The organism is uncultured Sneathiella sp. (assembly GCF_963976355.1).
Lineage (GTDB): Bacteria > Pseudomonadota > Alphaproteobacteria > Sneathiellales > Sneathiellaceae > Sneathiella.
Genome location: NZ_CAXBKA010000020.1, coordinates 1 through 5,387, shown reverse-complemented (window position 1 = coordinate 5,387; position 5,387 = coordinate 1). Strand labels below are relative to the sequence as shown.

The 5,387-nt window shown below is 51.7% G+C and carries 5 protein-coding genes and 1 pseudogene; 2 read left to right on the top strand and 4 right to left on the bottom strand.

Features of this window, described 5'->3' with window-relative positions:
* Together AAC599_RS19885 and AAC599_RS19880 are read left to right on the top strand one after the other, a co-directional pair.
* Positions 1 to 182 (top strand): annotated as a pseudogene (locus AAC599_RS19885) (mercury(II) reductase); the annotation flags it as partial.
* Between the two features lie 32 nt (positions 183 to 214).
* Positions 215 to 886 (top strand): cytochrome c biogenesis protein CcdA, encoded by a 672-nt coding sequence (locus AAC599_RS19880; protein WP_063093916.1) that lies wholly within the window; start codon positions 215 to 217, stop codon positions 884 to 886.
* 160 nt (positions 887 to 1,046) lie between these two features.
* Here the strand turns inward: AAC599_RS19880 and AAC599_RS19875 are convergent, their stop codons facing one another.
* The 4 genes from AAC599_RS19875 to AAC599_RS19860 form a co-directional block, all read right to left on the bottom strand.
* Positions 1,047 to 1,430: a hypothetical protein gene (locus tag AAC599_RS19875; protein WP_063093914.1), complete on the bottom strand. Its 384-nt coding sequence runs from the start codon at positions 1,428 to 1,430 to the stop codon at positions 1,047 to 1,049.
* A 7-nt stretch (positions 1,431 to 1,437) separates the two neighbouring features.
* Positions 1,438 to 3,303, bottom strand: a complete 1,866-nt coding sequence (locus AAC599_RS19870) for a hypothetical protein (RefSeq protein WP_157097758.1) — start codon at positions 3,301 to 3,303, stop codon at positions 1,438 to 1,440.
* Between the two features lie 37 nt (positions 3,304 to 3,340).
* Complete coding sequence (locus AAC599_RS19865) at positions 3,341 to 5,182, bottom strand: phage integrase SAM-like domain-containing protein (RefSeq protein ID WP_157097757.1); 1,842 nt, start codon at positions 5,180 to 5,182, stop codon at positions 3,341 to 3,343.
* A gap of 7 nt (positions 5,183 to 5,189) precedes the next feature.
* Positions 5,190 to 5,387 (bottom strand): hypothetical protein (locus tag AAC599_RS19860; protein ID WP_340152119.1); only part of this gene is annotated, 198 nt, incomplete at its 5' end.

Here is a 5,387-nt window from a genome sequence, read left to right as displayed (position 1 = left end):
AGATACTGGCACCCGAGGGCTGTGACAGCATTCAGACAATGGCGCTGGCCATACGGTTTGGGATGACCGCCCAAGAACTTGGCGACACGATTTTTCCCTATCTGACCACAGTCGAGGGCCTGAAACTTGCCGCTCAGGGCTTTGCGAGAGATGTCGCCAGACTGTCCTGTTGTGCCGGGTAACACCATGCGACGATGATAAGGAATTTACAAACGTGACACCGGACCTGTTCAACCTGATCTTTCTTGCGCTGGGCTTGGGATTTTTGGGATTTATCGAGCCCTGCACGATTGGCGCGCATATGCTGTTTCTCAACAGCCAGTGTGACCGTTCACTGCGCATGCGGGTTGGGGCTCTAGCTGCATTCATGCTCGCACGCCTTCTGGTCATGGGCGGTTTCGGCGGCGTGATCGTCATGCTGGGACAACGCATGATCGGGGTTCAGACCGGGGCATGGCTGATCTTTGGGGCACTCTATATGGTCATCGGAATTGTCTTCCTGTTCGGTGCAGGGGGACGGTTTCGGCGGCGTATCCGGATTGCGCCAGTCGGATGGCGGATCACGAAAAACCCATGGGTTCAGGGCGTTGCGTTTGGCCTGAATATTCCCGCCTGCGCCGCGCCGATCCTTTTCGGCCTGATGGGGGCCGCAACCGCAACAGGCTCCGCCGCAAAGGGTTTCATTCTGATGGCGGTCTTTGCGCTGTCGTTGTCACTTCCATTGGTACCGTTTTCGGTCGTGCCGCAACTTACTTCGCTTCTTGTCGGACTTGCAGACTGGATGCGTCCGCGCCGCTGGTTGACCGGCTTTGTTTTCGTCGCCCTTGGCCTATGGTCAATCTGGTTCGGGCTATTTGTCAATCTGGCAGACTGGGCAAAGGCATGAACTTGGGGAGGCGCCTCTCTGCTGATCTGCGGAAGTGATCTGTCGTAAGTGGGATGATTTATGGAAGATGGGAGACATGTGCATTAGGAGAGGCTTGGCGTAGACACCACGATTGATGTAAAAGGCTTGTTAAGAGTCTTCCTGTGTCGTGGAAGGCCCATTACGTATCAGAACCTTCTGCTTGTGTCATACGTACTGCCTGGCGAATTCTTGAAGCCGTTTGTCGTTCCATCTCGCGCATTTGAAGCAGCATTGCTGCCATCAGGTCTCTCGCCGTCCCGGTTTCCTGTTTTAATTTGGCGATTTCCTGACGCAGACTCATGATCTCATTTTGTTTTGATGATTTTGCTGTTGCCTCAAATGATTTCAGTCTCTCAAGCACTTTGGGATATTTGTACAGTGTTGTCCGGCTATGCCCGGCTTCGCGCGCAACCATACTTTTGTTGATTTTGGGTGTATTGCTGGAATTGGCTTTCAGAGCATGACGCGCGAGGAGCCGATCAATCGCCATCATGAATGCGGCTTCAACAGATGTGGGTGACATGGTTTCATTACCCGGGATTGTTGTTTTCTGCAGCTGCAGCTTCGGTGGTTTCAAGCTTGTTTAGCACCATAATACATTGTTCGAGGCGTTGTTTGCAGAGTTGTGCGAGAGCAAAGTCATCATTGGTTGTTGCCGTTTTCAGATCATCTTGCAATTTGGCCCGGCGGTCTTTCCAGAAGGGCAAATGAGTCTCGTCAAGGACAAGGTTTTGACATTCCCAACATAAATCCGGGCGTGCGGCCGACCATAGCGGCGCACTGATCACCCATCGGGCAGAGCAACCGATGGTACAATTCCCGGTTCCCTGTCGAAACAGGCAGGTTCCGAGGGATGTCTTTCCCCAGCGAATATCATGTGCCCGTATACCCGAGGTACGAACCAGTTCTTCAATATCGCGTGGGCGGTCATCTTCGGGACGGTTGTCCAGAGATTTTCCGAGTTGATTCGCAGTCTCTTTCAGTTTTCCACTGAGGGCCCCCGAGACGTTTTTTCTGCCGGCAATCATTTCGCCAATGAGAGAGACCGTTGACTGAACCGCAGCATCATCAAGGATCTGTTTCAGTTCTGGATCCGCATTTATATATCCCTGTTCCGTCATCGCCATACTGATGTGTTTGAAATGCTCCCGAAGCACCGGGAGCATGCAGCTGTCGCTTCGGATGACATATTGGGCGAAGGATTTGCGCCATTGATGAGAAGTAACAGTCCAATCCTTAACACCGCTTCTGACAAAGAACCTTCTCTGGCAGCGATTGACCCAACTTAAAGTATGGGCTTTCACATCTTTGGTCAGGCTTTTTGTTCGGCTAAAACCGACAATCAGTTCGTTGATGTTTCTTCGAGTGCGCCAGGGGGCGTACAACCTTTCGATGACAGATATTGCCTTGACCGGAACAGGAAGGTGATCACTCCCGACCGGGCGCAGTCCGGTGACCCAGGTGACCGGGCGAGGCGTTTTCGTCGTCTTGTAGATATGACCGGAAAGATAAAATATCTCATGAAGACCGCTGGCCGACGGTTCAATTTTTATGCAATCGGGCAAGGTATTTTGTGCCAGTGGCGTATCAGAGGCTTGCAGTCCCAGCAATTCACTCACTCTGATACCCGTCAATCCCTGGATGAGGATCAGGCACGCGTCAGTCAGAGAGTTGATGCGATCCCGTAAATGCTGCCTGTCTGGTGCATATTTTTCGGCAACCAGCAGGTCTTTGGTGTCCGCGAAATGCCGAGCCTGTAAAATGATATCCTCTGCTTCATCAAGCATGCGCAAGGCACTGGTCATTATGTGTAAAAATATGGGGTCCGGGACGGGCGGGACGGATCCCTGTTCCCTGCCTGCCAGCTGTTTCGCGACCTCGAACGCCGTCATGCCATGCCAGGGGGCGCTGCCCGGTACAGGAATTCCGGCTTTTGCCAGAACAGGGGCCTGATATCCCAAAGAAACAGGTAATGCGAGATGTTCCATAAGATACAGGGCATTGAGATTGGCTTTATCGCGTTTATCAATCAGCAGGTCATCAAGATATTGGGCGAATGCGTTGGTATCAAGCGCGCCGAAATGAGCGTAGCCGGATTTGCCCATCCAGCGGGCAAGATAATGAACCCGCCGGGAGAGCTTGCCCATTGAGCCCGGCTTGTATCTATGTCGCTGTCTTGGGTCGACAATCAATGACCAGACCAGTCGACGATGCGCGTCGAGCAATATCGCCCATTTAGGATCAACGAATTTACTGCCGTCCGGCATGATGAAATCCCAGCGTATGGTGCTGGCTGCAGCGTCGTGACCTGGCGTCAGATTGTCGAAGAACCATCTGTCATCAGACCAGCGGGAATGGCGGTTGATCCTCGTTTCCCGCAGATCTTCCGCTGCCATGAGATGATATGCTGTAGCGGTTTGTATAGGGTTCATGTCATTCGATCAGAATGGCGTGGGTTCTTTGAATGTTTTTGGCCTCATGCCAAACACTCTTGGCCGGGAACTTGCTGAGCCAATTGTTCAGGGCCTTTTGTACCGTTGACCAATATAGCCAGCGACCTGGCGGTAAATCGTGACGTGCTTTCTCAATGGCATTGTGGAGATGAAGCAGTTGTGCCAAAGCGTGTGAATTGTCGGGGATCACGGCGGCGCGAGGACATAGCGGACACTCTCCCCAGGCGGTGCAGAGTTGTCCTGTGGACTGGGATGCGAGAGGAGAATCATAGGGGTCGGTGCATTCAAACCCCGGCGTTGCGGCGCGACCTGTATTGTTTGGAAGATTGATACGGTCATCGGACTTTCCAGATGTCCGGATATATCGTTCCCGTCGGTTCAAAAGATTGCCCAATGTTTCCCGTCTGCGGTGCCGGGCCGCTTCCGACACATAATGCGTTTCCGTTGTCTCTGTGTGCCAATGATTGAGAATTGCCTGTTGTGCCTTGATATCCCCGTTACTCAGTTGATTGACAATCTCCGAGATGGTGGGGCGAATGTTCGACAAGCTGAAATCAGGGAGTTGATTATCTTTTCTGAAAGCAGAAAGTGCGTTAGGGAAGGTGCAGGTTGCATTGAGATAATGATGAGCCCTTCCGTAATTTCTGCCCTGAAATATGAAGAGCATATCATGGTCGGGATCGTGCTCGGCATTTGGGAGGCGACGGGTCAGCTTTCCGACATTGTTGAAAATGGAAATCGGGCTATCAATCTCTGTGCTATCCTGAGGATAGGTTCGAACCTGATCGCCTCGCGCGCGTTTCTTCCCGCCGACCACCCGATATCTCGGCGCCAGTTCGGCACTTCCTTTAAGTAACGAGCTCTCCCGAAGGGCGGATTTTCGTAAAGCCAGTATGGTTTCCGGATTGAAGGCCGTCCTGATTGCCATCATCACGACAAACGGGACCAGAGAGCGCTTTGTTGCATACAGCCACGGAGCAATACCCTTGATCCCTCCGAAAAACTCGATTTGTCGTCGCCGGCCATCGCCGTCAGCAAAGAATTGTTTGCTGTTCGTCACATAGCCACCATAGCGGTCTTCAATGATTGCCAGCAATGTTTCAAGTCTATGCTCGGTGGGTGAAGCACCCGCCTGCAGGCGTTCTCTACCTGATTTAATAAAGTCGTTTCCTTCTTCCCATTTGCGCATCCATGTCTGCATTTCTTTGATGCAGGCGCGCTCAATCGTTACAAGATCGGTGATAGCCAAAATTGGTCGATGAGCAATTTGCTCGTTTATTCCAGGCCAGGGATTTGGCTGGATATAAGCATCCCCAGGGACTTCGCTTGTATATTGTGGATTTTGTTTAAGATAGTGCAATACAACACGGAGTGGGGAGATTAACCCGGCTTTCGTTTTGCTTGTAAGCTGTTGGGTGTCGAGCCAGAAAATGTACTCATTAAAAAGAGTTGTGGTCAGATCCGACAGTTTAAAATGTGCTTTTCCCTGTTCGCACATAAAAGCAAAGAAGCGATTGAGAGCTTGAACCTTGTTGACCTGGGTAGAGGGACCAAACTTGCGAATATGCGAGAAAATGGCCGTAGCAAACGGAACAGACAGATGTTCGGCTTTCAGCCAATCGTCGCTGACATTGATCTGGGCACTGCCGCGGTTGGATTTTGCGGTACGGGGACAGTTTAGCGTGAGTTGACACAGTTTTCCGTCAGGTGACAGCTTTTGGATAACCCCGTATTCTCTCTCTTCCTTTTCCGGACGGGCCAGGTTGTTCCTGTCGAAGGCAGGTGCCGCACCCGGGCGATACGTGAGAAAAGATCTGTCCATGCGCTTTCTAGCCATCGCGTAGGGCCTTGAGATACGTATTCAGGGTATCTGTCATGAGTGCTTCCCGAATTTGTACACTCCGCAAATATGTATTGATTGTTGTCGTTATGTGACTATGGCCAAGCAATGTTCGCAGGCTGAGCCAGGGTTCTGCTTTGCCCGCGCGAACCAGTTCAAAATACATGGTAACCGCAAAGGTATGACG